The following is a 25,400-nucleotide window of genomic DNA, read 5'->3' as shown; positions in this document are numbered from 1 at the left end:
TGCCCCTGCCCGATCAGGTGAATACGTGGCCATTTTTCGTGGGCCGGATATTCTGATTTACCCGAAACAGGTTGTCAGGGTCGTATTTGTTTTTGACCGTCACCAGGTGCTCGTAGTTGATGCCGTAAGTGGCTTTGATGCGCTCCTGGCCTTCTTCCATCATGAAATTGACGTAGGCACCGCCGGCCGAGTACGGGTGCAGGGCATTCCAGTAGGCTTTGGCCCAGTCTGTGATGCGCTGCCGGTTGGCGGGGTCCGCATCGACGCCCGCAATGACCATCGACCAGGTGGAGTGGCGGTAGTTCCAGGCCGTACTCTGGGCACCCACGCGGGCGGCGGCACCATTTATCGGGTAGAGGTGCATGGTGGAAAGCGGAGTGGGCAGCTCATGGCCGAACTTCAGGTGTATGTCGATGGCTTCGTCACTTAGCTCATTCACAAAATCCGCCTTCCAGTACCATTGCAAGCCGGGCGGATATAAGCCGTCGAACATGCTTTGCAGCGCCGGCAGCGGCAATGGCCCTACCAAATCCAGCGCCGGCGGGCGGAAGCTGCGAATTGGCTCAAACGTTTTTTCGACTTGCTCTGGCGCTCCGGTGTAGCACCACACTACCCCGCACATGGTCTGGCCCCACAGCTGCTCGGGAAACGGCGGGCCGGGCGGCACCGAAAGAAACGCGAAGAACCCATTTATGTAGTCGGGGGCTTTCTGAATGAAGGTGCGGTACCACTGCATGACGGCTCGGGCCTCGCTCATGGGCCACAGCATGGGCCCGCCATACACCGTACTGATGGGGTGCAGGCGAAACAGAAAGGACGTAACGACGCCGAAATTGCCCCCGCCACCCCGCAAGCCCCAGAACAAATCAGGATTCTGCGTAGCGGAGGCTTTCACGAAGCTACCATCGGCCAGCACCACATCGGCTTCGAGCATATTGTCGATGGAGAGGCCGCAGTGGCGGGTGAGGTGACCCAGCCCGCCGCCCAGCGTAATGCCCCCCACCCCGGTAGTCGACACGATACCGCTGGGCAGGGCCAGCCCGAAGGCGTGGGTGGCGTGGTCTACGTCGCCGAGGGTGCAGCCGGCCTCTACCAGCGCAGTGCGCTCCACAGGATCTACCCGGATGCCTTTCATGTGGCTCAGGTCAATTACCAGCCCTTTGTCGCACATGCCAAAGCCGCCTCCGCTGTGCCCACCGCTTCTTACAGCCACCAGCACGTCGTTTTCGCGAGCAAAATTCACGGCCGCAATCACGTCGGCCACATCCACGCACTGCACGATCATATCGGGATACTTGTCGATCATGCCATTATGTACTTTGCGGGCTTGCTCATAGTCCGCATCCTGACGCCGAATCAGCTTGCCCCGCACATTCAGGTGGGGCTCCGCAATGAGTTCTTCCGTTAGCATGGCGTATAACTTGTGAAAGAATGGGATAACGAATCGTCGCCCACAGGCACTTCAGGCGCCAGGGCAAAAGATCATTTCAGACAACCGGGGGGCTTTTTCAGATGCTTTCCCCAGGTTTTTGACGGGTGGTGTTTGGCGCGTTTTTGTAACCAGCTGCTCAGCTTATAAAGCAGCCCGATGCAGGAAAAGGTGGTCATCTAAGGGCTTATGTCATTAGCAAAAAGGCGGTCATGCAGAGGCGAAGCCGAAGCATCTCGCGTGTTTAGTAGAAGTACTAACCAATCAAGTAGAACGTCATGCTGAGCTTGTCGAAGCATCTCTACTGGTTACTATTCTCAACGAAGCGGGAGAGATGCTTCGACAAGCTCAGCATGACAGTTAGTTTGGCAACCTCAGCACGCGAGAGGCTTCGTCCCTGGCTTGATGCGCCACATGCTCTGCATGACCGCCTTATTCCTCTTAGGATAACAACCGCGCTACTCTATAAGACAGACGACAGGCTCATAGCCAGACCCGACAAACTCTTCCAGATCAAGCTTTTACTCTACAATCAGGACGCAGGAATACGTATCCGGAGGGGTGGAATGAGCACTTGGTGGTTGGTGGGGAGCGCGCCGGGTAATCGTCGGCCTGCGGCTGCCCCCACGGAATATACCAGTAGGGTTCCATGGTCGTACACGTTAGAAGCAGGCTACTACAATTTAACACTTTACCATCAATTAATTGCACCAAAGGAGCCGGTATTTCCCCCCAGATGAGCTTGCGCGGATTGTTTCCGGATAGTGGCTGCTTACTCCTATGAAAATCGAGCGTATAAACTGTAGTCGTCTCAAAACAAGCCGTTTATGTTCAAGGCCCTGCAATCCGATTCCATCACTCTGCACCTCATCAACGAGGATAATCTGGCCGATATATACCGCCATTTTCAGGGCTTTCCCGACTCAAACCCAATGCTGGAGGAGCTGTTTCGCAACTATCTGCCGCGCTACGAGCAAGGCAAGCGGACGAACTTCGGCTTTTATTCCTTCCTGGGCGATGAGCTGGCCGGTATGACGCTGCTGACGGTGGACAGCTGGGAAGAGCGCACCGGCTCGACGGGCGCCGATGTGTTTGAGCACATGCGCGGGCGGGGCGTCACGCCGCGCAGCAAGCCGCACTTGTTTTATCTGGCCTTCGAGTTGCTGGGCCTGAACCGCGTGGCGACCGGCTGCCGGGTCTCGAATCTGTCGTCCAAACACTCGATTGAGAAAACCGCGGGCTTTCAGTTTGAAGGCATCATGCGCGAATCGGGCCGCAACGATGCGGGCGAGTTTGAGGACGAATACCTCTACGCGATTCTGCGCCGCGACTGGCTGCGGCTGTATGATAAGTCGCAGGTGACGGTGCTTCGGTAAGCGCTCTACTATAATGATTTAGGCAGCTACTGCTCTTTCCCGGTTGTATTTGCTGCGGTACTCATTGGGCGACAAGCCCGTGATGCGCTTGAACGTGGAGCGAAACGCTTTCGGATCGGTGTAGCCTACCTGGTACATCACCTCGTTCACGTTTTCGCGCGACGACTCTAGGCTGGTTTTAGCCGCCTCCATTTTTACCCGCTGAATGTACTCGGCCACCGAGTTGGCCGTCGCTTTCTTGAACCGCCGCTCCAGGTTGCGGCGGCCCAGCGCCAGCATATCCGCTAGCTGGTCCACGGTTATTTTTTCCTGGTAGTTATCCTCGATGTAGATCTGGGCTTTTCTGATGGGCTCGTCGCCGTGCTCCTTCTGCCCATTGAACACGATAAATGCCGATTGACTAACGCGCTCAATATCAATCTGGAATACCTTGGCGCAGGTGATGGCCATGTCGCGGCCAGCATACTTCTCTACCAGGTACAAGACCAGATTGAGGTAAGAAAAAGCCCCCCCGCTCGAATAAATGCCGTGCTCATCAGTGATAAGCTTATCCTCGACCAGCTTCACCTCCGGAAACATATGCCGGAAGTCGTTGGCCGCGGCCCAGTGCGTAGTGCATTCCCGGCCTCTCAGCAGCCCCGTAGAAGCCAGAATAAAGGCCCCCATGCACAGACTGGCCACTTCGGCCCCACGGTTATAGTGCGCTAGTATCCAGGGAATAAAGGCGCGGTTGTTTTCCAGGGCCTGCCGTATGTCGCCGTCAATGGCGGGGATGACCACCAGATCGGTGTGGGCAATGTCCTGGATCAGCGTTTTGGTGTACACCGAGTACATGCCGCCGCACACGGGCGTTTCGTCGGCGAGGCCGGCGAGCTGAATATCGAACAAGGCGGGTTTGCCCATGCGCTGCAGGAGCGCATTTACCTCCGAAAATACCAAGCGCGGGCCTTCGATGCTGCCCAAAATGGCTCCCATGGGAACCAGTATAGTAATGTGCTTCATAGTAGTAAGGCTGGCCAACTCTAATGTCGCAATAAACCCTGATTTGGTCGCATTTACACCCGCTACCCGGACGCATTTTTTACTAATATTGTTGGCGTAATGGATGTAGATCAGCGCCAATTTAGCTAAATAAATTAGTAGTTTTACATCACACCTTCACGCTCGCAATTCACACCAAATCTCACTCCCTTCTCCCTGTATGAAAGCTCCCTACCTCAACCCCTATCTTTCCTTTGAAGGCAACTGCCGTGAAGCCATGACCTTTTATCAGCAGTGCCTGGGCGGCGAGCTGATGATTCAGGAAGTGGCCGGCACGCCGGCCGCTGAGCACATGCCCGCCGAGGCCCAAAACGGGGTGCTGCACGCCAGCCTGACCAATGGAAGTATAATTCTGTTCGGCTCCGACGCGGGGGGGCAAAAAGTTACTCGTGGCAACTCCATTTCTCTATCGCTCAACTGTGGTAGTGAAGAGGAAATCACAACCTGCTTTCGAAAGCTGGCGGAAGGCGGCAACGTGACCATGCCGCTGGATGATACCTTCTGGGGGCAAAATTCGGCATGCTCACCGACCGGTTCGGGATGGATTGGCTACTGAACTACGATAAAGAACCATCGCAGCAGTAAGTAGCTGCTTCCTCATCCTCACGAAAACATGACTGGCGAAATCGCCACCCAAAAAAGCGGTGAAAACAGCGTCAAGAGCTACCTGCTATTCTCCTTCATTCAGCTTTGTACTGCATCAGATCATCAACCTGAAATTACGCACCACGATGAAAAAGACGAAGATCATTTACTGGGTTTTTACTGGCCTGCTGGCTGCTCTGATGACGGCCTCCGCCATTCCGAACATCATGAGCTCGCCCGAGAGCGTGGCGTATTTTAAGTTTCTGGGCTACCCGGCTTACCTGCTGCCTTTCTTGGGCGTAGCGAAGGCTTTAGGTGCCCTAGCGGTGGTTACGCCCGGCTTCGCGCGGCTGAAGGAGTGGGCGTATGCAGGCTTCTTTTTTGATTTGGCGGGCGCTATGTATTCCCACATTGCCATCGGCGTTCCGGCTAGTCAGTGGGCCCCAATGGCCATTGGCTTTATCATCCTGGGCGGTTCGTATATCTATCATCACAAACTGCTGCGAAGCCATGACAGGTCCTCTTCTACCCTTCGAATAATTCGCGAGCAGCCTGAGCTAAAGATGGAAGCCTGAGAATACGGTCGAGTCTGGTTGTAGAGAGTTACGCCTGTGCCATAAGACCGTCATGCAGCGCAGCGCGAAGCATCTCGCGTGCTGATGCGGGATTACTAACCTCTCGTCAGCACGCGAGATGCTTCGCTTGCGCTCTGCATGACGTTCTTTTAGTAACCGTTCACCCATTCCAGTCTACTCGAGCAAGATCTTAGAGCCAAAAACAAGAACGGCCGCCCTGCATAGGGCGGCCGTTCTTGTTTTTCTTTCGATGCGGTTTAGTCACATACGCCATCGGGGCCGCATGTGGCGCCGTCGGCTATGAGCGTGGGCTTGGGGTTGCTTTCTTCCCACACCTTCTCCAGCACTTCCAGAAAAACCTCCTTGGGCTGGGCACCCGACACGGCGTACTTATCGTCGAAAACGAAGAAAGGAACGCCGCGCACCCCTATCTGGCGGGCCTGATACTCGTCGTGGCGCACATCCTGGGCGTAGATGTCGGTTTCGAAAAGCTGCGCTACTTCCGCCGCGGGCAAGTCCAGCTCGGTGGCGAGCTGGGTGAGCGTGGCGGGGTCGTCCACGTTCAGGCCTTCGGTGAAGTACGCGTACAGGATTCGCTCCTTGGCCGCATCCTGCCGGCCGTGGGCGGCGGCTAAGTGAATGAGGCGGTGAGCGTTGAACGTGTTGGCGGGAATGGTTTTGTCAAAGTTGAACTCCAAACCTACTTCTTCGGCCGTTTGGGCCATTTGGTTGTTCATCTGGCGGCCCTGCGCCACCGATATACCCTTGCGCTCGGCCAGCAGCTCGTGGATGCTTTGGCCGGGCACGGTTTTCATATTGGGGTCCAGCTCGAAGCTACGCCACTGCACCTGCACATCCTTGTGGGGGGCAAATTCGGCCAGCGCCGCCTCAAACTTCCGCTTGCCGATGTAGCAAAACGGACACATGATATCAGACCAGATTTCGACTTTCATATTCAGCGAATAAGGGGAGCAAAAGATAAGTGAGTATAAGCGCGCTGGGGGGTAAAAAGTTTACTTACGGTACCCTGAACCACTTGCCTCAACTATACGGTGCCCTTCTAGCCGCGCATTTCGGCATCAATCAGGCGGGCCAAATCCTCTTCGCGGGGCAGGCCGCGCACCAGCTTATTGCCAATCACAAAGCTGGGCACAGCGCTGATACCAAGCTGCGCCGCCTGACGCAGGGCCCGCTGGTGCTGTTCGCGGTAAGTTCGATTTGTAAGAGCCGCCCGAAAAGCCTCAGCATCCAAGCCAACTTCGGTGGCCAAACGAGTAAGCACATCCACATCGCCGATGTCCTGCTCCTCTTGGAAAAAGGCAGTAAACATGCGGTGTGTGTAGGCCTCGCCCTGGTCCTGTTCTTTAGCAAACTGATAGCCCTCAAACGCCAAATGCGTGTGCGGTTGAGGCGACACCTTGGGCAACACCACGGGCACGTTCAGCGCCGCCGCCATCGGGTATACCGATTGGGCCCAGGTGGTTTGCAAATACTCGCCTTCCGGCCGCAGCGTGGGCGCGGGGTAGGGCCGCAACTCGAAGGGCATCCACTCCACGCTCACATCTTTGCCGGCTATGGCGCGGGCCAATACTTGCTCGCTCAGCAGGCAATATGGGCACACATAATCGGAGAATACTTTGATAGAAATCATACGTCGAAGCTTTACGATGGGCTGCTGACCAAAGCTTGCTACTGCTACGTCAACCGCCTTTAAAATCAGCTTAACGAGATTTTGTATTCTTACGCCAGCTTCTGTACTTATTACAACCCCAGATTACAGCCACAAGCCTCTGTAAATCCGTATTTTATATACGCATCTTTCCAACTCTCTAATGAGCCGGGTTATTCTAACAACGCTACCATGCACCGCGGTTCTCGTCGTAGGCTTGCTGGTTGCGTGTCAAAAGTCGGTGCGGGAGCCAGCCGAGCCAGCGGAAACCGCCACTGTGCAGCCGTCAGTAACCAAAGCGTCCGCAGTTTCGGATGAACTGTTTTTGGGGCTGATATTCCCATATGCCCCGCCCAAGCCTTCCGGCCCCGTTACGCAGGCCGCTTTACTGATGACGCGGCAGGGAGCGCCCATTGAGCAAGTGACGCTGGGCACTTTCGATGGACGTGCCACGGTACTGGACAGCCTGGTGGAGCGTGGCTTCCCAGATAGTACTCTGCTCGGATTTCGGGCATTCCATCTCACCACCGGCACCGATGTAGCCGTGCTGCGGGCCAACGATACGACGCTGCACGTACTCAGCCGCCCCATTCGAGATACAACCTCAGCCGCTGATTTTACCTTGCTGAAGAAAGTATCTATTGCTGCCCACACCCACGTTCGCGTAGTCAGGTAGCTTTGATTACTCGCCAAAAAAGCCCCCCGGTACTTATCTGGGAGGCTTTTTTAGTTACCTACTTTAAACTCGCCCGTACCTACGCCGGGCGTACCAGCGTTCGATAAGCCTTCCACGACCACCCGAAAAGTGCTGGCGTCGTCGGAGCAGTAGAAGGATACCTGCGCCTGGCCAGTGGCGTCGGTGCGCAGCGTGGGTGCCCAGTAGAGCGTAGTGCTACGGTAGTCGGGGCGCGGCTGGGCGGGGCGGGCCGCCGTTTCGTAGCGCGGAGCATAAAACTCGCGGGCCTGATAGTAGGCCGGCAACATCGCGGTAGCAATGCCCGGCGCGGGCGTTTTGGAGTAGTCGTAGTTGGAGTTGCCGCGCTTGGTGAAGATGGCAATGACGCCTCCCGCACCCCGGCTGCCATAAATAGCGGCGGAAGGCCCTTTCAATATTTCCACGGTTTCAACATCCGTTACGGGTATCGTGTTTACCGCATCGATATCAACCGGAATGCCATCCAGGACAAACAACGGCGAGTTAGATCCGGAAATAGAAGTACCGCCCCGTATCTGCACCTGAAAGTTGGGCGCCGACCCCGATACCTGAACCCCAGCCACCCGACCTTGCAGCAACTGCAATACGCTAAAGAATGAGTTGCTGCCCGGAATATCATCGGTACGCAGCACCACATCGGCTTGCCCATAAATACGCCGCGCATCGGGGCGGGGCGTGGGCTTGCGGCCGGCCACCGTCACGCCCTTCAGCATGATGGTTTTGGCCGTATCAGCCCGATACTGTCGCTCAGCTTTCTGTTGCTTCTGGCTTTGCTGCAAATATGCCGTAACGGCCGGCTGCGGCTCGGCGGGCAAAGGCCAGGTAAGGGCCGTTACCTCGGGCCAGCGCGGGTTCAGCTTGATCAGCAGGTTGCTGCCGCCCTTCTCCTTCCGGGCCTGCACCACCACGCGGGCCGTGTCTTTGCCCTGAAAGCCTCCGATTACAAAACTGCCGTCGGTATCAGTGTTGGCAATGGTCATTCCTGCTTTAGCGCCCGCCTGGAAAATGGTGAGCTGGCTTACGCCGGCGGCTTTTTCATTGGGGCGCACCACCTGACCACCTACACTCAGAGTTTGCTCCAAAGCAAAAGGTCTGGGGGCTTTTTGTCCGTCAGAATCTCTTTCCACACAAACCGCCGCCAACCCTGCGTCAGCATCAGATGATCGAGGGCCTGTTCGGTGGCCGGGGTTTTGTTCTGAAAATAATAGCCGGGGTTTTCCACGTAGCCCTTCAAATCGGAGGTGAGAAGCAGATGGGTTAGAATGGTCGTTTGGGGCGCCTCATTTGTGCCCGTCGCCAAGGCATTTGTCACGGCCAAAGAAAGCTGGGTGGCTACGGGCTGGCCGGTGCCATCGGTCACGGCCACGGTCAGGTTTACTTTCTCGCGGGAGCATACGTGGCTTTATCCGGGGTGATGCGCACCAGCAGGCCGGGCTGAGCATCAATAAACGCCAACCGCTCGCCCTGGGCCACGCCCTGCCCATCGAACAGCGTGAAGTGCGCCACGCCCGTTGGGAACTTGGCTTTGGGAATGCGGGCCGCGTAGCCCTCGCTGCCGGTCAATTGACCGTTGGCGGCGTACGCTACGTTGCCGCGCACGTGGGCCAGCAGCGTCACATTTTCGGCGGGAGCATTGCCCGCTGCCGTCTGGCGCTGCACGCCCACATACACAAACTCTTTGGTTTGGGTAACCTTCAATACAAACCCGCTGGCGGCTACGGCCGGCAACGGATACTCGGCGCGAGCCCCTCCCGGCAACACCACGGCCGCCTTATACTGCCGGCCCGGCTGGGGCGTCAGCAAAACCGTGCCCATGCCCGCGTGCAGACTTTTGAACGTGCCCGCCGCCTGGCCCTGGTCGTCGGTAATTTGCCCGCTCACGGTTACCCCGCGCCCGTATTCGTCAGTGGCCTTGAAGGCGACCACGGTAGGCAGCCCCGCCACCAGATTGCCCCCTTCGGGAAAAAACTGCACATCCGTTTTGGGCTTAGGAGCCTGAGCCGCTTTGCGGGCTATCGTTCTCGCGCCGCGCCGAGCAGCATCTGCGGTGGCAGGCACAGCAGCCGTCTGCCACACCGGCAGGCGCTTGGAAAAGAAATAGTCGGGGCTGAAGTTGCGCATCCAGTTGGTGTAGGCGCGCACCGTGTACATACCCTGGGCCAGACTGTCGGCCAGTTCAAAGTCGGCGGCGGCCGTGCCTTGCGTCAGGCGCAGCACCCGCTGCGCCACCACGCGCTGATCGGGGGCAACCAGATCCACATACAGCACCCGGCTCATGGTATCCGGCCGGTGCTGCGAGGCTTCTACCACATAGGCCTTCAGCCAGATGGTTTCGCCCACGGCATAAAACGCCTTATCGGTGTGGATGTAGCTTTTTTCGGGGAAGCTCCCGATGTAGAAATTCTGGAGGCGACCAATGGCCTGACGCACGAAGTCATCGGCTGGAACTACCTGAAAGCCACCAATCACCAAAACCGCCAAGCAAAGAAAGATGCTGGTTGATAACGCTTTGCTACGAAGCATAAATCTATAATACAAAAGAATACAAAGGATAATAAAGCTCGAATATAGAGGAATACTAAGGCATTATCCGGTCTTGCTCAACAGGAATAATTTCGCTTCGCCCGGCCAGCCCGGCTGGGGCAAAAGCAGCGGATTCGCTTCCGGCCGGGCTTGCGTTTATGCTTGAAAATGAGTTTATTGACTAAATTTCGAAGTGTTTTTCGTCGTTGCCTATGCTAATGCCACGAAATCTGGGTCGATTGGCCCGCGGGTGGTACTACTGCCGCAAGTAGTAGTCTGCCGCTGCCAGCGCCTTGCCATAACGCCCCGTAGCTGCGGGGGTAGCGGGCACGTCACCCTTACAAAAAGCTGGTCTGGGGGCTTTTTAGCTTCCAAACCCGTCGTTTTCTTCTCGATTTCTCCGCAAAAAAGCGTGCCTTTTGGCGGGTAGCACACAAGTTTGGCTTCGTCGAGCGCTGCCTTATTTGCTAGCTGCCCAGGTCCAGAGTAAGCTCAGCTATTGCTGCCAACTCCGTATTTTTCAGCCGAACACAAGTCTTTTATAAGCGTAAGAGATTGATTGTATGCATATAGTGTTGAGCTTATGCGTAAATACTTCCCACTCTTTTTACGTTTCTATGAAAACTGTTTTTGCATGCATCGTGGCCCTCGCGGCGGGCCTTTCCACGGCCGCCGCTCAGGGCAGCACGTCGGGTAGCTCCTCCACCCGCCCCGAAACGAGCACTGCCAATACCTCGCCCGCCAAATCTTATCCGCCCAAAAAAGCATCGCCAACGAAGGCCCAAAGTCAGCAGAGCAAAAAGACTCAGAACAGCACTCTGAAGCCCGAAGATCGTACCAGCCCCACCGGTACCATGTCGGAGTCGAGCCGGCGCATATTGAAGGAGTCTCGTCCCGCTGCTTCGGGCACCACCAAGCCCACAGGTTCTACTAACCAGGAAATGGTGGACAAAAACAGCAAGCAGCCTATTAAGAAGGCTCCCCTGCCCGCCAGCAAAACCGGCGGCGCTGGCGGCACCACTAACTAAAGCTTACTTCATTACAAGCCTAAAAGAACGCCGGAAAGCAGCTTTCGGCGTTTTTTTAGGCTGTTAACTTTAGAAATCCTCCCAAGCCTACATCTGCCGCAGCCAAGCGCTGGCCGTATCAATGTTATCGAAGGTGAATGCAATGGGACCTACTGCTGGCGCATGTTGTAACGTCAGATCGGTAGACAGGCGGCTATAAAGGTTGGGCGAATACACCCAGGCAAAGTACTGTAAGCCGGCCTCAGCCATGGCTGGTAACCAAACTTTACCAACCCATTCCGACGCATCCGACCACATCGATTCCACCTGGCGGTTGTCGTTGAGCACTTTATGACATTTCTCCTGCTGCAAGCATTCGAGCATACGCTCACAGCCTGTTTGCACCGAGTGCAGGTCCTGGTCTTTTTTCCAATCTACATATAGCCACTCGTTCGAGTAGTCATAGGAAACAGTAACATACTCACTTTCAAACAGTACACGAAGGGCCATGGCCAGGAACGCAATAGGGCAGATAATCCCAGGTATCAAAATATTTTATAAGACCTGGGATGGGTCGGTAGGCGAAAAGTAACGCTAAAAGCTGTACATATCCCGGTTTGTTTTCACAATCCGGAGGTGGGAAGTGCTACTTGCTGTGATAATCTGGACGGCCTTCGGATCTAGAATCCAATGTCGAGTACCAGCGGCTGCACTTCCCATTGGCCCGTGCGCAGATTATAGATAGACCGAACGCCCACTTCAAGGGGTGTTCGCAGGCGCATAGGATTAAACACAAAGGTGACGTCGAGGCCAGCCGTGGTGTAGTTACTGCGGAAATTCCGGAGTCCTTGGTCGGTTTCCAGGCGACGCTGCCCGGTGGCTACGTCCAAAAAGCCCCCCGCTTTGATGCGCTGAATGTACAGCCAGCGCCCCAGCGTCCAGTGCGTATCGGCTACGGGCAGGCGATACTCTATGCTGCCCGTCTGCAATTTATCGAAGCTCACATACGACTGGCCACGAGGATACGCTATCAGGGAGCTAAACTGATACTGGGATTGATCGTGGTACTGATAGCCGCCACGCAGGCGCAACGAATGATGCTTGAGCACCCCCGGAAAGTATAGATTGCCTTGCACTGCCCACTGCTGCCCCTGCAAGCCGACCCCAAAAGGCGTAGTGCGCCACACCGCGCTCAGGTTCTGGCCCCAGCGCGGACCTACATCGCGGCGGCTTTGCAGAAGCTGATGATAATAGCTCAGACTGTACTGCACGATGTGCAGGGAGCCCCCGAAACCAACTTCCGACAGGCGCCGGGACCTTAGGTCGTAGTCGCGCACTTGCTGCTGACTGTAGTGGGCACCCAGGGTCAGGCCCTCCAGGTATTTGGAGCGCGTAAAATTGAGCGGCAGGCGCACGCCAGTAGTAAACTGGGTATAGCGCCAGCGGTCGGTGCTGGCGCTATCGAGGGGGCGCCCCTATCTACAAATCCGGTAGTGCGGCGGCTGCCATGCTGCACGCTGAGGTCGAGCACCGGCAAAAAACCCTGGTAGCTGAGGTCAGCGAAGACGTTGCCCGTGCGTTCGGTTTGGTCGAAGCCCACGCCGGCCACGGCCACCGTGGTGCTCAGCAAATCCTGGGAGCGGACGCCTAATTTCACGCCTTGCCCATCCGGCGACTGCACCAGCCCCCAGCTAAACACATTGAACAGATGATTGAATCGATTATAGCGACTTACCGCTAAGCTCGGCAGCACCGTTCCCGAGTCGGGCACCACGGCGCCGATGGTGCCCAAACCGGGCTCCTGCGTGAGCAAAGGATCGGTGTAAGCGGGCGGCGTGACGGGCGCTGCCGCTGCCGTCGTCCAGCGCGCGGGCTCCAGCGGCATCTCGGCCACGCGGGCGCCTTCCACTCGAAAGTCATGAAAAGCCAAGCGCTGCCCATCGGGGGAAATGGCGGCATGATACGCGCCCAACGGCCGCGAGGTCACCTGCTTCACCTGACCCGTGCTGATTTCCACGGCATACACATTGTCGATGCCCGACTGCGGTGAGTTGTAGAACACAAAATTGCCCCCCGGCTGCGGATGGCTCAGGTTGTTGTTGGCTACGGGCAGTAGCTCGCGGGTCTGGCCGGTTTCAGTATCGATAAGCGCCAGCGTTTTGCCCCCCGGCTTCAGCAACACGGCTGCTACGGTGCGCTGGTCAGGCAGCCAGCGGGGCTGGATGTACAAGTAGTTGTCGGGGTTCGGTAGTACGCGCTGCTCCTGACCGGACCGGGCATCGAGCACCACCAAACGGTTTTGGTAGGCTGAGTCGCTGCGCACGGCCACTAAGCGCTGGCCATCACCGGAAAGAGCGGCGGTAGTGTAGCGGCTGCGCCGGGTAAGGTGCGTTAGCTCACCGGAAGCCAGATCGAGCACTCTTATTTCAGAGTAAACCCGCTGTCCCCAGCGCGCATCGTAACGAAACTCCAGCCAGCAGGCCCGCCCCCCACCCACCGACAGCATTTCGGGGTTGTTCACCAAGCCCTGTACAAACACCTTTTTTTCCCGTCCCTGCTTATCCAGCAGCACCAGCTGAGAAATATCGCCGAGGCCGGTTTTCACCGCCAGCACTGTGCTGTCGGTCACGTATTGTGGGTATCGGTATTGCGTAAAGATCTTGGGATCAGCAGCCACGGAAAAAGTAGTAGCGGCTGTGAGCTGCAAGCCCTGCTGCTGCGCCCGCCACATAGAGTCGACCTCACTCATGGTACGGGCATACAGATCTTCTACCCGCACCCCCGCCGTACGGCGTAGGCTGTTGGAAAAGGAAAACGGGTAGATGGGAAAACGATAATAACGGTTGAGCACCTGGCTCCAGGCGGCAGGACCAATGGTACGCTTGAGGTTGGTAGTTAGAAAATAACCCAGCACATAATGATTAGGCACATTATCCCGATAAGAGCCCCCCACGGCCTTGCTGTAGCTGAAGCGCCGCCCAGCCAGCAGATTAGCCCGCAGGCTGATATCAAAATTGGGAATGCGGCCCCGCCCACTGCGCGTCAGCAGGGTTTCGGTGCCCACGGCATCGCCCTCAAAAAACCAGTCGGGCATACCGATAGTCGCGGTGCTCAGCGCCCCGTTGCCGAATAATGAGTAAGCGACCTTGGTAATACCCTGCAACCCCTTGTCGTACTGCACAATGTGCCGAAACTCGTGAATGGCCAGCTGATCGAGCCAGTCGAGAGTACCGGTCAGAAACGGGTCCTGCGGGGGCGTGGTATAAAACTCGGAGCGCCGGGGCAGCACCGTGGCAAAGCCATTCCCAATCGTAGTCTGGGTTTGTAGAATAACCGTCAGGGGCCGGGGCTCGCGCTCCAGCGACGCACTTACCGGCTTGTACACCTGTTCCAGCCGCTGAGCCGTGAGTTGGGCCTGAGCCGCAAAGCCCGCCGGATATAACACCTGAAAATGCGGAGTGCGCACCTGATACCAGCGCAAAGACGACGGATTCTGGTCCAGCAGTGGCAAGATTTGGGCTTGCACCGGCGCGAGGCAGGTCGTTAGCAGGAGAAGAGCCGCCGCCAGAAATTGTTTCAGCATCATAGAGATTTGACTACTGCAATAAACTTCAGCAGTAACCGGAAAGCAAGCGTCCATCGTGCCCGGAAGTTATCCTGCCTACAGCATTTATTTCCCTACTCTAAAAGGCTGATTGCAGCCAATAAAGCTCGCCCCGGCAAACATTTATTCCTATATAAGCAACTTAACGTAACGCACTTACGAAAAACACACCTTCGTCTCGTCTGCCTTATGCAACCAGGTAGTGGGTTTTAAGACTCCTGCTGCTGAACTCAAATGACAAGTAAACAGTGCTTATGCTAATTCGCTTCTTCTCCTGTGCGTGTGTTGTTGCAGGGCTAGGATTTGGCGGCTACACTACTAGTAATCAGCTACCTGGCACGCAGCAGCCTCCTACCCGCTGGGTGCTCAGCACCCTAGATGGCAAGTCGCTGCCTGACCTTCAACCAGCAACGCGTCCTGAGTTAGTTCTGCCAGGCACAACTGCTAAAGGGAAAGAGCACCTTCATGGAGCGGCATTTAAGCCTTCGATAAGCATCCGTTTACAAACTATTCCGCACGTTATCAGCACCATGATGCGGTGCAGCAACCAAGCAATAGAGGTAGAGATGCGCTATTTGAGCGCACTGGAGCAAACAACACGTTTCGAAATCAGCGGCAACACGCTACACTTATATGCGGCCTATCAGGCCACACCGCTAGCTACCTTCAGAGCCGCGACTAGCGCCTTATAGTCTCCTGGCAAACTGTGTTTAGGCCGCGTGCAACTCATCAGCGTGCTGTAGCCACGTGTAGGCCGCGTCCAGATCATCGAACGTGACAATAGCTAGGCTGGTAGCGCAACGCAACGTTGAGTCGATGGAAAACCGACTATTGAAATCGGTGGCATACACCCATGCCATGTATTTGAAGCCTACGGTAGAAAGCAGGGGAAACAGCTCCTGTCCCAGCCATTCGGAAGCAGCAGTCCAATTGCCAACTGCCTGTGTGCTATCATTCAATACCTTATTAAAGCCTGTCAGGGGCACATTCTGCAACACATAGTTGCAGCTTTCCTTGATTACTTCCAGATCCAGCTGCCCCTTCCATTCCACATACAGCCAGTGGTTGGTACAGTCGTGCCAGATCGTCAGGTGAGGTGAATCGAAAAGGGAGTGCATAGCCATATACGTAGCAGGATAGTATAACTAATTAGTAAGATAGCGGACTAACCAATAGAAATTTCAAATCCGTATTACTATTTAATCGTCAGGAAACAGGACGTAATGCTATATCAACGCCTGTTGATCAGATATAAAGTGAGGACGGATGGGTCTCGCATTTTTCGAGCCAAGCATAGGCGGCTACCAAATCATTGAAGCCTACTACCACCGGCTGCGTACTGCGCAATAAGGTGAGGTCGGTGGAGAATCGGCTATCGAAGTCGAGCGAGTAGACCCAAGCCATATACTCCAGGCCGGCGGCGGCTAACTGTTGCACAAACCCTTTCTCTATCCAGCTTCTGGCTTGCGCATGAATGCTGCTTAGGCGAGTATTATCGTTCAGAATCTTGGTGCAATGCTCCGCTTGCAGATACATTACTATTTGCTCGCACCCTAGCTGAAGCGTCCGCAGATTCTGCGCACCAACCCAATCGGTGTACAGCCACTGATTGCGGTTATCATAAGAGATGGTAAGATGCGGCTCGTCGAGCAGCGTGAGCAAACCCATTTTATCTTTATTGAACAATAGTAATATATAGAAAACAATAACAATGCCCATTCTTGTGACTGGCAAATGAGACGATTGTCAGCATTGTGCAAGGGATTGGAATAGGCTTTTGGACAATAATTTAGCATAGCGAAATACGCATGAAATATTTTTTATTACGTTTTAATCATACTATTCATAACCACAGAAAACCCAAGTTGCGGATTAATAGAATTTCGTTTACAAGCTACATAATCAGTATTATTAAGGATATACAGGACAAGACAAAATCTATGCGGCTATCTGATGCCAGCTCTCAGCTGAACCAGATAAATTCAATTATTTATATCACAAGCTATTGCGCTATAGAAGGAAAAAGTCAATTGGAGGCATACGGATATCGCTGCCTATACTATGCTTTCCGCACAACATATGCTTCTTTGACTTGCGAATGAACATTTTGAATTATTACTAGTTGCACTAGCGGCGGCAGACCTGATTACTGTGGCACAGCCGAAACAAATGCCACACTCAAACTGCTTAGCGTGTGCGGCTTATCATTGGGCTTAGCTTTATAAAGGATTTTTGTTTTCACCGGTATTGGTAGCGCGTCCAGTCAAGGGTGTGCTGCGTACATTGAGGTATGATACGTCATTTGAAACTTTACTTATTGGGTTTGCTGCTGGGAGTGGCCGCCTGTTCGCAGAATCGCTCGGATGCCCAGCCTACCCGCTCTACGGCCGGCAAAGCACCCACTAACATGCAGGGACTAGCCGTTGCTACGCTGGCGGGGGGCTGTTTTTGGTGCACTGAAGAAGTGTTTGAGGAAATAAAAGGCGTACGCGAGGTGGTATCGGGCTACGCGGGCGGACCTGAGAAAAAGCCCACGTATGAGCAGGTAGGCAGCGGGCGCACAGGTCATGCGGAGGCGATTCAAATCTATTACGACCCTAAGCAGGTGAGCTACGCGACTCTGCTCGACGTCTTCTTCCGCGCTGCCCATGACCCAACCACGCTGAACCGCCAGGGTCCCGACGCGGGCACGCAGTATCGGTCGGTTGCTTTTTACCGCACACCGCAGGAGAAAGAGCAGATTACGGCTGCTATTCAGCGCGTAAATGCGGCGAAGCAATATCCTAACCCCATCGTGACGCAGATGACGGCCTTCACGGAGTTCTGGCCCGCCGAAGATTACCACCAAGGCTACTATCGTCTGCACCCCGACGAGCCATACGTGCGGTCGGTATCTACTCCTAAAGTGGAGAAGTTCCGCAAAATGTTTCCGAAGCTGCTCAAGTCGCCGCTGTAAGCGCTTAGTTGAGTATCACAGCAAAAAAGCCCCCCACGCCGGATGTGGGGGGCTTTTTTGTGGGAGTTGAAGTAAGCGCCTTGTTTCTGATAATGTGGGCTGGGCTGCGTAAACTTAGGCGCTGTTTGTCGCTCTGCTTTGCCTCTTGCTGAATGCAGCTCGCGGCATTCTGGCAAGACTTTTTTATTAAAGATTATCCATTGATTCATTGATTGTATGGCTTTACCTGCCTTTGCGTCCAAGCTGCCCGATGTAGGCACCAGTATTTTCACCGTCATGTCGCAGCTGGCCGCCGAATGCGGCGCCATCAATCTGGCTCAGGGCTTCCCCGATTATGATCCGCCGCAGGTGCTTACGCAGGCGCTGGCCCGCCATGCGCAAACCAGTGGGCACCACCAGTACGCCCCGATGCCCGGTTTGCCGCGCCTGCGCGAGCAGATCAGCCAGAAAACCGCCCAGCTCTACGGCATTTTGCCCCCCAGCCCCGATACCGACATCACGATTACGAGCGGGGCTACGGAGGCGCTGTATGCGGTACTGGCGGCCGTAGTGCGGCCCGGCGATGAGGTGCTGGTGCTCGAACCGGCTTATGATCTGTACGGGCCAGCTATTCGCTTGCAGGGCGGCGTGCCCGTGTACGTGTCGCTGCTGCTCCCCGATTTTCGGCCCGACTGGGAACGAGTAGCAGCCGCCCTCACGCCGCGCACCCGACTGATGCTTGTTAATACGCCGCATAACCCGAGCGGCGCCGTACTCACCGATGCCGATTGGCAGCAATTAGCCGCATTGCTCGCCGACACGCCCACGCTGCTGCTCAGCGACGAAGTGTATGAGCACATGACCTTTGACGGGCAGGCCCACCGCAGCGCCTTACAGTATCCGGCCCTGGCTGAGCGCAGCTTTGTGCTGTCATCATTTGGCAAAACCTATCATGCTACGGGTTGGAAAGTGGGTTACTGCATTGCACCGGCCCTGCTCACGGCAGAGCTGCGGCGGGTGCACCAGTTTCTGACGTTTAGTGTGAGCACGCCTACCCAACATGCGCTGGCTGATGTGCTGGCCGATGCTGCGCACTACGAGGCGCTGCCGGATTTCTACCAGCAAAAGCGCGACCTGTTTGTGGAGCTGATGGCTCCTACCCGCTTTGAATTATTGCAGACGCAGGGCGCTTACTTCCAGCTGGCGCGCTACGATGCTATTGCGCCCGGTGAAGATGATGTCAGCTTTGCCCGCCGCCTTACCCGCGAGGCCGGCGTAGCGGTAGTGCCCGTTTCGGCCTTCTACCACGACGGCACCGATCATGGGCTTGTGCGGTTTTGCTTTGCTAAACAGCCCGAAACCCTTACTGCGGCCGCAAAACGGTTACATGCGTGGTAAGTGTCATTAAATAATTTAAAAATATATATACATTATTATAAAAGGCACGATATTGGCGCGTACTTAAGCGTACTTTTTACGTTATCATAACCACCTACTTATACTACTCTTGCCGTGGCTGATCTAACTGTTTCCTTCATACAAGCCAGCTTGCAATGGCATGACCCAGAAGCAAATAGAAGCGGGCTGCTGCGCTATATTCAGGATTTGCCGGTAGCAACTGATCTGATTGTGCTGCCGGAGATGTTCACGACGGGCTTTTCCATGAAGGCGCCTGAGCTGGCTGAAACCATGGATGGGCCTAGCGTGGCGTGGCTTTTGGCCGCCGCCGAAAGCCGGAATGCCGTGGTGACGGGCAGCCTGATTATCCGTGAGGACGGCCAGTATTATAACCGCCTGATCTGGGCGCGACCCGATGGAACCCTCAGCCATTACGACAAGCGGCATTTGTTTCGGATGGCGGGCGAGCACAACGTGTACGCGGCCGGCAGCACATTGCTGATAGAAGAGTGGCGCGGCTGGCGAATTTGCCCCCTGGTGTGCTATGATTTGCGCTTCCCGGTCTGGAGCCGAAACCCGGCTGCGGCGCCCTACGACCTGCTGCTGTATGTAGCCAACTGGCCGGCTGTCCGGCGCATGGCCTGGATGACTTTGCTGCGCGCCCGGGCTATTGAAAACGTGGCGTATACCATGGGCGTAAACCGGGTTGGTACCGATGGCAACGACCACGCCTACGCCGGCGACTCGGCCCTGATTGATATGTGCGGCGAGTATCTGGTGGAAGTGGGCAATCAGGAAACCGGCATCACCCGCACGCTGCGCCGCAAAGATCTGGAGGCCTTTCGGGAGCGTTTCCCCGCCCTGCTCGACGCCGACGAATTCATGATCGGGCAGCCAGTGGCGGTTAAGTAATAGCAAGTAAAAAAGCCCCCCAGTCAAGAGCTGGGGGGCTTTTTTAACGCACCAAGAGGCGGCGGACGGCAGCTATTTCGCCGTTTGTGCTTTCGGCGCGCACCAAATACACCCCAGCGGCTACGTTGGTCAGGTCGAGGGTATGGAGGCGGGCGGACTCGGCAACCGTGCGGATGCGGCGGCCGGTGAGGTCCAATACCGTCAGGCGAACGGGCTGGGCTGCTTCGAGGCTAGCGGTGCCGGTGGCCGGATTGGGAAACAGCCGAAGCTCCAGCGCGGCTTCGGCGGCCGGATTGGTGCTGAGCACGCGGCCGCGAGCAGCAAAAGCCGTGATGCCGCCAGTTTCCATGCCCACCAGCAGCTCCGGAGCGCCGTCGCCATTAAGATCAGCAGCGACGGGTGCCGGGCGGTTTTTGCCTTCCGCGCTCCGCTGAACGCCCAGCTGAGCTGATCGATACGCGTTCAGCAGCCCATTATAGATAATATCGGCCCGACCGACAAATGGAGCGGTGGGCGTGAGAAGCTGAGTCCGGAAATCGGCGTAGAAGCGCAGCTCACCGCTGGCATCGGCCGTCAGCAGATCGGGCTTGCCGTCGCCATCGAAGTCCGCGACGGTGGGATGCAGGTTGCCGGCCGCGCTCTGAATTTGCCCGAACGTAGTAGTGCTCAGCGTATAAGTCTGGGCCGGAGTGGTGCTGCCGTTGTGGCGAAAATACTGAATGCCGTAGCGCGCCGTGCCAGTGGTAGCGGTGTTGACGTTCGTGCCAATGAGTAAGTCGAGGTTGCCGTCGCCGTCTACATCGGTGAAGCAGGGCGCATCGTGGGCCCGGTTGGGCAGATTGGCAATGGCTGTGGCTTGATTTATATCGAAAACGGCGGGCTGCCCGGCCGCAGCCTGATTGAGTATATAGAACACTTGGCTGGTAGTGCCGGTGGTAGCCGAAAAGGCCATATCGAGGGCACCATCGCGGTTCAAATCAACCAGCACGGGCTTGACACCCGCGTATTTTTTGCCCCCAGCGCCAGATAATCGTCGCTGACGCGCTGAAAATTGGGCTCCGTAGCGGTGCCGATGTTGCGGTAATAGTGCAGATAGGCAGCATAGCCGGCGGCGCGCCGGTCGGTGCCGGCTACCACCATATCCGGCAGGCCGTCGCCGCTAAGGTCGCCGAAAGCAGGGGCGGCGGCTTCGCTCACATCTATCATCTCGCCCTGCAAAAAGTCGGGCTGTCGCAGCGTAAAGCTGGGCACAGCGGTGGGGCTGCCATTCTCATACAGCCGCACCGATTGGCTCGTGCTCACCTGGTCGTGGTTGTCGAAAAGAGCTGGCGCGGCGATTAAATCGGGACGGCCATCGAAGGTCACATCCAGGTAGTAGCCCGCCGGAAAGTTGATTACCCGCACTGGCGCCGCTGCCGAAGGGAAGTTGGTATTGAGGCTGGCGCTGGTCATGCTGGCCACGGCAGCCGTGCCCTGGTTGGTTAGGCTAACCAGCTCGGGGCAGGCATCGCGGGCCGTAAGAATATCCTGGTCGCCGTCGCCGTCGAGGTCCAGCGTCAGCAGGTTGGAGCCCGTGGTGTGGGTAGGTTTGCCCCCGCGCAGGCTTCGCTGCCAAACGCGAACGTGCTGCACCCCGGCAGACACACCGAAAAATTTCCCCAGCGGTCGGCTTCCTGCCGGAACTGCAGATTGCCACAGTTGCCGGCAGCCGTGTTCAGATAAAGCTCCACGCGGGTGCTGCTGGCAAAGTCGAAGCTGAGAATATCCAGCCGCCCGTCGCCGTTAACATCCTGAATGGCGGGCAGGTTGGAGCTGCCCGTTACGATGTTGCCGTTGTTGGTGGCGTTATTAAAAAACATCAGCTGATTGCTGACCAGCTCAAAAGAAGGCCGCCCCGACGCGCCCGCCACATTGCGGAATACGCGAATGTCGCCGCCATTGGCGAAGGTGAAGATGTCGGGGCGATTGTCGCAATCGTAGTCGCGCAGCAGCACCCAATTCAGCAGGTCGGTGGGGAATGAAGCTTCGTACTCGGGCGCGTATTGCCAGGCGCGGCCCCCACCCGCAGCGGCTACATTGAGGTAAGTAAGCGAGCGACTGGTTTGCCGATCGAAGATGTACAGATCGGATTGGCCATCGTTATTGAGGTCGATAGCGGAGAATTGCGGCGAATTTAGCCCCCCTACCCACGGGTTAGCCAGCGTCTGGGAGCCGTGCGTTACTTTTGCCACCGCCCGCTGCTCAAAGCCAAACGGCACCCCCGATTGGGCTGCCGCTCGCAGCGCCGGAAGCAATAGGAATAGCACAATAAACCAACGGGAGCAAACAGGCAGCAGCATACTGGACAAGTAACGATTAAGAACCCAGATTTAGTCCCTAAGTTTCCGACAACCCCATGAAAAATATAGCGGCCCTTTATTCCCGGTTTCAGCAGTGCGCGGCCGTCAGCACCGATTCGCGGCAGGCGCAGGAGGGCACGCTGTTTTTTGCCCTGAACGGCCCCAGCTTTCGGGGCCGCGATTTTGCCCCCCAGGCCCTGACCAAAGGCGCCCGCTACGCCGTAGTTGATGATGCCGACCTGGCGGCCACCGATCCTGAGCGCTACACCTACGCCACCGACCCGCTGCTGGCGCTTCAGCAGTTAGCCCAGCACCATCGGCGGCAACTCAGTATTCCGGTGCTGGCTATTACGGGCTCCAACGGCAAAACCACTACTAAGGAGCTTATAAACAGCGTGTTAAGCAAGCGCTATCGGGTGCAGTACACGCGCGGCAACCTCAACAATCATATCGGGGTGCCCTTGACGCTGCTAAGCATTCGACCTCAGGAGCACGAGCTGGCCATCGTGGAAATGGGGGCCAACCATCAGGGCGAAATAGCGCTGCTGAGCGAGCTGGCCGAGCCCACCCACGGCCTGATTACCAACATCGGGAAAGCGCACTTGGAAGGGTTTGGGGGCGAGGCCGGCGTGGCAAAAGGCAAAGGCGAGCTGTTCGCGTTTCTGGCCGCTACGGGCGGCACGGGCTTCATCAATACCGCCGACCCGAAGCTGCCGGCCTTGGCGGCGAATATCAGCCACGTCGTTACTTACCCCAACCCCGTTGACACGTATCCCGCTGAGCTGATCAGCACTGATCCACAAGTGGTTATTCGCCTCTTCGATGGCACGAAGGTGGAAGCCCAAATCACGGGCGGCTACAACTTCCCCAATCTGGCGGCGGCGGCGGCCGTGGGGGGCTTTTTTGGCGTACCGGCCACCGACATAGCCGAGGCGCTGGCCAGCTACGCGCCCACCAACAACCGCTCGCAGCTGGTGCGCACCACCCGCAACGAAATTATTCTGGACGCTTACAATGCCAATCCGTCGTCGATGGCGGCGGCTATCGGCAGTTTTGCCGCCCGGCCCGGCGGGGGGCAAAAAGTGGCGATTCTGGGTGATATGTTTGAGCTAGGCAACGAAAGCGAGGCCGAGCACCGGGCCTTAGGCCAATTGCTGGCGAAGCAAAACCTTGATACCATCGTGCTCTGCGGCCCCGACATGCGCCACGCCGCCGCCGCTAACGCAGCCTTTCATTATTTCCCCACTAAAGCCGAAGCCGCCGCGTGGCTGCAAAAAAGCCCCCAGTCGGCTCCCAGATTCTGGTAAAAGGGTCCAGAGGAATGGGCCTGGAAACGCTGGTGGAGTTATTGTAAATCTGATAACCCGGAACAACAAAAAGCCGGTCATGCAGCGGCAAAGCCGACGTAGCTCGCGTGTTTAGCTGGATTGGTAACCCAACATCAGCGCGCGAGCTGCGTCGGCTTTGCCGCTGCATGACCGGCTAGTTAGTGAGTAGTCGCCTTGTAATTCTTGTTTCTAAAAAGGACTCTTAAAGTCAGCGAAAAACGGCAGTATAAGGTCTTTATCTGACACATTGGGGTCGGTAATTTGCCAGTCGATGTTGAGGGTCGGGTCGTTCCAGTGCAGGCCACCCTCGGAGCCGGGGTGGTAGTAGTTGGAGCACTTATACAGAAACAAGGTGTCGTCTTCGAGCGCCACGAAGCCATGGGCAAAGCCGATAGGCACGTACAGCACATTGCAGCGCTGGGCATCCAGTTCCACACTCAGGGACCGACCATAGGTGGCCGAACCAGGCCGTATATCCACGATAATATCGAGGGCGCGACCGGCCGCTACGCGCACCAGCTTGGCTTGGGCATAAGGCGGCTTTTGAAAATGCAGGCCCCGCAATACGCCCCGCGCCGACGACGATTGATTGTCCTGTACCCACTCGTCCGTAATGCCAATTTTGGCCAACTCTCGAGCACTGAACGACTCAAAAAAAGCCCCTCGGGCATCGGTAAATACGCGCGGCGTGAATTCAAAAACGCCGCTGATGGCATGCTCCTTAATTTCCATTTCTTCTATCTAATTCAATTCTAAATCTAAAGACTATGCGGCGGCACGTTGGCCCTTAGTGCAGCTTACGTACGCTGTTTCTCCACCTCGGCTACTACGCGCAGATACTTATCCAACACCAGCTGCTCATCAAATTTCTGCTCGGCCAAGCGGCGACTGGCGCGGCCCATGGTAGCCAGCTCCGCGTCGCTGAGGCGCAGAACCTGGAGCATTTTAGCGGCCAGGTCGGGGGCGTCGCGAACCTGGCAGAGCAGGCCGTTCACGCCGTTCTCTACGGTTTCGCGGCAACCCGGCACATCGGTCGTGACGATGGGCTTGGCCATAGCGGCGGCTTCCAACAGGGTTTTGGGGGTGCCTTCGCGGTACGAGGGCAGCACCACCGCATCGGCCTGGGCCAGGTGTTCGGCCACGTTATCGGAAGTGCCCAGATACTCGATATGGCCGGCGCGGAGCCATTCGTCCAGCACCGCGCGCTTCACCCCAATGTTTCCCGACTCATCCACACCGCCCAGCAGCTGCACGCGGGTGCCGGGCACGGCTGCGCGTACCAGGCGGGCCGCCTCAAAATACTCTTCCACGCCTTTTTCGTACAGCACCCGGGCCACCATCAGAAACGTAAAGGGCTGCTGCCGGCTAAACTCAGCGGCCGGCCGGAAGCGCTGAACGTCCACGCCGGAGCCGGGCAGCAGGTCTGTGATATGCGGCTGCACCAAACCGTGCTGCAGAAAAAGCTGGCGGTCATCGTCGTTTTGGAAAAACACCCGCTTTGGAAACCGAAACGCAAACCGGTACAGGCCCAGCGCCACCCGGCTCACCATGTTGCGAATGATGAACACCGTGCCCAGCCCCGACACGTTATTCACGCTCGGAATACCGGCAATTTTGGCAGCCAGCGTGCCGTAGATATTGGGCTTGATGGTGTAGTGAAGCACCACATCGGGCCGCTCGCGGCGGTAAATCTTGTAGAAGCGCCGCGTGAGCTGAGCATCCTTCAACGGATTAGTGCCCTTGTTTTCCATACGAATGGGCACAAAGCGGCAGCCTAATTCGGTTTCGAGGCGGGCGGAGTAATCATCGGGGGGCGCTATGGCCAGCACTTCGTGGCCGGCGGCCTGTAAGGCTTTCACCAGGCTGCGGCGAAAATTCCAGATATTCCAGGAGGTATTAATAACGATAGCAACGCGCATCAGGCAGGCAAAATTTGGCGCAAAGGTAGAAGGCCTGCCCCGAAA

At 56.6% G+C, this 25,400-nt stretch carries 27 protein-coding genes; 10 read left to right on the top strand and 17 right to left on the bottom strand.

Annotated features, from left to right (window positions below):
• Nucleotides 1-13 precede the first annotated feature (13 nt).
• Nucleotides 14-1,411, bottom strand: a complete 1,398-nt coding sequence (locus H9L05_RS09370; RefSeq protein WP_187733931.1) for an FAD-binding oxidoreductase — start codon at nucleotides 1,409-1,411, stop codon at nucleotides 14-16.
• A gap of 845 nt (nucleotides 1,412-2,256) precedes the next feature.
• On the opposite strand from H9L05_RS09370, the gene H9L05_RS09365 reads away from it, so the two are divergent.
• Nucleotides 2,257-2,805, top strand: a complete 549-nt coding sequence (locus H9L05_RS09365; protein ID WP_187733930.1) for a GNAT family N-acetyltransferase — start codon at nucleotides 2,257-2,259, stop codon at nucleotides 2,803-2,805.
• Between the two features lie 18 nt (nucleotides 2,806-2,823).
• Here the strand turns inward: H9L05_RS09365 and H9L05_RS09360 are convergent, their stop codons facing one another.
• Nucleotides 2,824-3,807 carry a GlxA family transcriptional regulator gene (locus H9L05_RS09360; protein ID WP_187733929.1) on the bottom strand — a complete coding sequence of 328 codons (984 nt, stop codon included), beginning with the start codon at nucleotides 3,805-3,807 and terminating at the stop codon, nucleotides 2,824-2,826.
• 199 nt (nucleotides 3,808-4,006) lie between these two features.
• On the opposite strand from H9L05_RS09360, the gene H9L05_RS09355 reads away from it, so the two are divergent.
• Both H9L05_RS09355 and H9L05_RS09350 read left to right on the top strand, forming a co-directional pair.
• Entirely contained in the window at nucleotides 4,007-4,402 is a 396-nt protein-coding gene (locus tag H9L05_RS09355; RefSeq protein ID WP_223284845.1) for a VOC family protein, read from the top strand.
• A gap of 175 nt (nucleotides 4,403-4,577) precedes the next feature.
• Entirely contained in the window at nucleotides 4,578-5,006 is a 429-nt protein-coding gene (locus H9L05_RS09350; protein WP_187733928.1) for a DoxX family protein, read from the top strand.
• 257 nt (nucleotides 5,007-5,263) lie between these two features.
• Here H9L05_RS09350 and H9L05_RS09345 read toward each other — a convergent pair whose 3' ends face one another.
• Both H9L05_RS09345 and H9L05_RS09340 read right to left on the bottom strand, forming a co-directional pair.
• The gene (locus tag H9L05_RS09345; RefSeq protein ID WP_187733927.1) at nucleotides 5,264-5,959 is read right to left on the bottom strand and encodes a DsbA family oxidoreductase; all 696 of its coding nucleotides are present in this window, start codon (nucleotides 5,957-5,959) and stop codon (nucleotides 5,264-5,266) included.
• Nucleotides 5,960-6,066: 107 nt separating this feature from the next.
• Nucleotides 6,067-6,657, bottom strand: coding sequence for a DsbA family oxidoreductase (locus H9L05_RS09340; RefSeq protein WP_187733926.1), 591 nt, complete (start codon nucleotides 6,655-6,657; stop codon nucleotides 6,067-6,069).
• A gap of 235 nt (nucleotides 6,658-6,892) precedes the next feature.
• Between H9L05_RS09340 and H9L05_RS09335 the strand changes: the two genes are divergently transcribed.
• A complete protein-coding gene (locus H9L05_RS09335) occupies nucleotides 6,893-7,351 on the top strand; it encodes a hypothetical protein (RefSeq protein ID WP_187733925.1) in 459 nt (152 codons plus the stop codon).
• A gap of 50 nt (nucleotides 7,352-7,401) precedes the next feature.
• On the opposite strand, the gene H9L05_RS09330 is transcribed toward H9L05_RS09335, so the two are convergent.
• The 3 genes from H9L05_RS09330 to H9L05_RS09320 are packed head-to-tail and all read right to left on the bottom strand — an operon-like array spanning nucleotide 7,402 to nucleotide 9,913.
• A complete protein-coding gene (locus H9L05_RS09330; protein ID WP_187733924.1) occupies nucleotides 7,402-8,472 on the bottom strand; it encodes a TonB-dependent receptor in 1,071 nt (356 codons plus the stop codon).
• Nucleotides 8,457-8,756: a hypothetical protein gene (locus tag H9L05_RS09325; protein ID WP_187733923.1), complete on the bottom strand. Its 300-nt coding sequence runs from the start codon at nucleotides 8,754-8,756 to the stop codon at nucleotides 8,457-8,459. The genes H9L05_RS09330 and H9L05_RS09325 overlap by 16 nt, the downstream gene beginning before the upstream one ends.
• Before the next feature lie 8 nt (nucleotides 8,757-8,764).
• Entirely contained in the window at nucleotides 8,765-9,913 is a 1,149-nt protein-coding gene (locus H9L05_RS09320) for a hypothetical protein (protein WP_187733922.1), read from the bottom strand.
• Nucleotides 9,914-10,530: 617 nt separating this feature from the next.
• Between H9L05_RS09320 and H9L05_RS09315 the strand changes: the two genes are divergently transcribed.
• Nucleotides 10,531-10,941, top strand: coding sequence for a hypothetical protein (locus H9L05_RS09315; RefSeq protein WP_187733921.1), 411 nt, complete (start codon nucleotides 10,531-10,533; stop codon nucleotides 10,939-10,941).
• Nucleotides 10,942-11,028: 87 nt separating this feature from the next.
• On the opposite strand, the gene H9L05_RS09310 is transcribed toward H9L05_RS09315, so the two are convergent.
• The 3 genes from H9L05_RS09310 to H9L05_RS09305 all read right to left on the bottom strand — a co-directional run bounded on the left by H9L05_RS09310 (nucleotide 11,029) and on the right by H9L05_RS09305 (nucleotide 14,506).
• A complete protein-coding gene (locus H9L05_RS09310) occupies nucleotides 11,029-11,430 on the bottom strand; it encodes a hypothetical protein (RefSeq protein WP_187733920.1) in 402 nt (133 codons plus the stop codon).
• Between the two features lie 170 nt (nucleotides 11,431-11,600).
• Nucleotides 11,601-12,335, bottom strand: coding sequence for a BamA/TamA family outer membrane protein (locus H9L05_RS23470; RefSeq protein ID WP_223284844.1), 735 nt, complete (start codon nucleotides 12,333-12,335; stop codon nucleotides 11,601-11,603).
• Nucleotides 12,287-14,506, bottom strand: a complete 2,220-nt coding sequence (locus H9L05_RS09305; protein ID WP_223284843.1) for a TolB family protein — start codon at nucleotides 14,504-14,506, stop codon at nucleotides 12,287-12,289. Before H9L05_RS09305 ends, H9L05_RS23470 begins: the two co-directional genes overlap by 49 nt.
• Before the next feature lie 272 nt (nucleotides 14,507-14,778).
• Here H9L05_RS09305 and H9L05_RS09300 point away from each other — a divergent pair, with 272 nt between their 5' ends.
• Nucleotides 14,779-15,216, top strand: a complete 438-nt coding sequence (locus H9L05_RS09300) for an META domain-containing protein (protein ID WP_187733919.1) — start codon at nucleotides 14,779-14,781, stop codon at nucleotides 15,214-15,216.
• A gap of 18 nt (nucleotides 15,217-15,234) precedes the next feature.
• On the opposite strand, the gene H9L05_RS09295 is transcribed toward H9L05_RS09300, so the two are convergent.
• Complete coding sequence (locus H9L05_RS09295; protein ID WP_187733918.1) at nucleotides 15,235-15,648, bottom strand: hypothetical protein; 414 nt, start codon at nucleotides 15,646-15,648, stop codon at nucleotides 15,235-15,237.
• A 121-nt stretch (nucleotides 15,649-15,769) separates the two neighbouring features.
• Nucleotides 15,770-16,210, bottom strand: coding sequence for a hypothetical protein (locus H9L05_RS09290; RefSeq protein ID WP_187733917.1), 441 nt, complete (start codon nucleotides 16,208-16,210; stop codon nucleotides 15,770-15,772).
• 616 nt (nucleotides 16,211-16,826) lie between these two features.
• Between H9L05_RS09290 and msrA the strand changes: the two genes are divergently transcribed.
• The 3 genes from msrA to H9L05_RS09275 all read left to right on the top strand — a co-directional run bounded on the left by msrA (nucleotide 16,827) and on the right by H9L05_RS09275 (nucleotide 19,769).
• Nucleotides 16,827-17,480: a peptide-methionine (S)-S-oxide reductase MsrA gene (gene msrA, locus H9L05_RS09285; protein WP_373285332.1), complete on the top strand. Its 654-nt coding sequence runs from the start codon at nucleotides 16,827-16,829 to the stop codon at nucleotides 17,478-17,480.
• 216 nt (nucleotides 17,481-17,696) lie between these two features.
• Entirely contained in the window at nucleotides 17,697-18,857 is a 1,161-nt protein-coding gene (locus H9L05_RS09280) for a methionine aminotransferase (protein WP_187733915.1), read from the top strand.
• Between the two features lie 114 nt (nucleotides 18,858-18,971).
• Nucleotides 18,972-19,769, top strand: a complete 798-nt coding sequence (locus H9L05_RS09275) for an amidohydrolase (protein WP_187733914.1) — start codon at nucleotides 18,972-18,974, stop codon at nucleotides 19,767-19,769.
• Nucleotides 19,770-19,812: 43 nt separating this feature from the next.
• Here the strand turns inward: H9L05_RS09275 and H9L05_RS09270 are convergent, their stop codons facing one another.
• The 3 genes from H9L05_RS09270 to H9L05_RS09260 are packed head-to-tail and all read right to left on the bottom strand — an operon-like array spanning nucleotide 19,813 to nucleotide 22,108.
• Entirely contained in the window at nucleotides 19,813-20,757 is a 945-nt protein-coding gene (locus H9L05_RS09270; protein ID WP_187733913.1) for a T9SS type A sorting domain-containing protein, read from the bottom strand.
• A complete protein-coding gene (locus H9L05_RS09265; protein WP_187733912.1) occupies nucleotides 20,742-21,401 on the bottom strand; it encodes an FG-GAP repeat domain-containing protein in 660 nt (219 codons plus the stop codon). Before H9L05_RS09265 ends, H9L05_RS09270 begins: the two co-directional genes overlap by 16 nt.
• Nucleotides 21,326-22,108 carry an FG-GAP repeat domain-containing protein gene (locus H9L05_RS09260; RefSeq protein WP_187733911.1) on the bottom strand — a complete coding sequence of 261 codons (783 nt, stop codon included), beginning with the start codon at nucleotides 22,106-22,108 and terminating at the stop codon, nucleotides 21,326-21,328. Before H9L05_RS09260 ends, H9L05_RS09265 begins: the two co-directional genes overlap by 76 nt.
• 56 nt (nucleotides 22,109-22,164) lie before the next feature.
• Here H9L05_RS09260 and H9L05_RS09255 point away from each other — a divergent pair, with 56 nt between their 5' ends.
• Nucleotides 22,165-23,415 (top strand): UDP-N-acetylmuramoyl-tripeptide--D-alanyl-D-alanine ligase, encoded by a 1,251-nt coding sequence (locus H9L05_RS09255; RefSeq protein WP_317175164.1) that lies wholly within the window; start codon nucleotides 22,165-22,167, stop codon nucleotides 23,413-23,415.
• A gap of 210 nt (nucleotides 23,416-23,625) precedes the next feature.
• Here H9L05_RS09255 and rfbC read toward each other — a convergent pair whose 3' ends face one another.
• Complete coding sequence (gene rfbC, locus H9L05_RS09250; protein ID WP_187733910.1) at nucleotides 23,626-24,168, bottom strand: dTDP-4-dehydrorhamnose 3,5-epimerase; 543 nt, start codon at nucleotides 24,166-24,168, stop codon at nucleotides 23,626-23,628.
• Nucleotides 24,169-24,233: 65 nt separating this feature from the next.
• Nucleotides 24,234-25,355 carry a glycosyltransferase family 4 protein gene (locus H9L05_RS09245; protein ID WP_187733909.1) on the bottom strand — a complete coding sequence of 374 codons (1,122 nt, stop codon included), beginning with the start codon at nucleotides 25,353-25,355 and terminating at the stop codon, nucleotides 24,234-24,236.
• Nucleotides 25,356-25,400 lie beyond the last annotated feature (45 nt).

This window comes from Hymenobacter qilianensis, assembly GCF_014489555.1.
Taxonomy (GTDB): domain Bacteria; phylum Bacteroidota; class Bacteroidia; order Cytophagales; family Hymenobacteraceae; genus Hymenobacter; species Hymenobacter qilianensis.
The sequence above is the reverse complement of the archived record's forward strand: the minus strand, read 5'-3'. Positions and strand labels throughout refer to the sequence as shown.